Here is a 1,144-nt window from a genome sequence, read left to right as displayed (position 1 = left end):
GGCAAATCTATGATCCCAAGGTCGTGGTGCGCAACGGTCACGATTCATTGATCGGACTCGGTGAGATCGATGGTGGCGACAATCACGCTGCATTCGAAATTCCGGGATCCAGTGCGATAATAGACCCGCGCACCGGAACGCTGGCCGGGTCCTTCAACGAGAAAATGATGCGCGTGCGCGTGGGGGGAAAGTACACCACCTTCTCAGCGCCGAAACTCGGCAGGATCCTTGACGCGGCCGTTTCGGGGCAGAGCGTCGCATGGCTGTATCAGGAAGCTGTCCATAGGGTCTTGAAGTGGCGAAACGGTGCCAAGGAAGTTCAGATACGCACGCGGTGTCCCATCGAACCACGTGAAGACAAGGGCGATCTGGACTTCTGGACAGGGCAGCAGGCGACGGCATGGATACCCCCGATCGTTCGAGACTACGCGCTCTTGGACCTCGGCCAGAAAACCAGAGTCCTGCCCGCGCAATTCTATCAGAACAGCGACAGGTCTATCATCATCTTCTTTGGTGGAGGACCCACGAATCCGCTTACGCTGTCCGGAGCCGTCGACTTGTTCCCGCAATTGGGCAACCAGTCGATTCTGTCTATGTCCTATAGCGGACAGCTCGGCGGTGGGCTCGAGATGCAAGGCCGACTCCTCAATGGTGGGAAAGCGCTGTCCGAAGACGCGGAGCAGGTGTCTCAATTCCTAGAAACAAGGAAATTCGAGAACATCACGATCGTCGGCGCCAGCTTTGGCGCGCTACCTGCGATGGCCCTTAAATCTCGCCTCGGCAAAAGGGCCAGGTTGCTCCTCGTCAGTCCGATCGTTTCCGTCGGGCCCGATCAAAATGATCGCGCTGAATTCGGCGAGACCAGCAAATCCGGGCAGCGCAGGTTCATGCTGGAACTCTTTGGATCACCCGGCAAAGTGACCGATTTCCAGTCCTGGATTGAAAATCTGTACATGACGACGGCATGGTCGGATAAAGATACGCTACATATCTCAACCTATGATCAGCCCTTTCCTGATCCGATAGCGGTACAAATTTCGAAGGGCGGTGCTCACGTGAACTATGTGTCGCTTCCTCACGGACGGGTGTTTTCAGCGAAGGGCGTGTGGGGGTCTGTTTTTTCTGACTGATATCTCGCAGCCTA

Annotated in this window: 1 protein-coding gene; it reads left to right on the top strand. The window is 56.0% G+C overall.

What is annotated here, in order from left to right; all coding sequences use genetic code 11:
- Nucleotides 1–1,130, top strand: a 1,130-nt coding sequence (locus AB0K82_RS44655) for a hypothetical protein (RefSeq protein ID WP_364409870.1), incomplete at its 5' end; no start/stop codon positions are given.
- Nucleotides 1,131–1,144: the final 14 nt, after the last annotated feature.

It is taken from the genome of Actinoallomurus sp. NPDC052274 (genome assembly GCF_040679475.1).
In the GTDB taxonomy this organism is placed as follows: domain Bacteria; phylum Actinomycetota; class Actinomycetes; order Streptosporangiales; family Streptosporangiaceae; genus Actinoallomurus; species Actinoallomurus liliacearum.
Note: the sequence above shows the minus strand (reverse complement) of the source record. Positions and strands in the feature narration are given on the sequence as shown.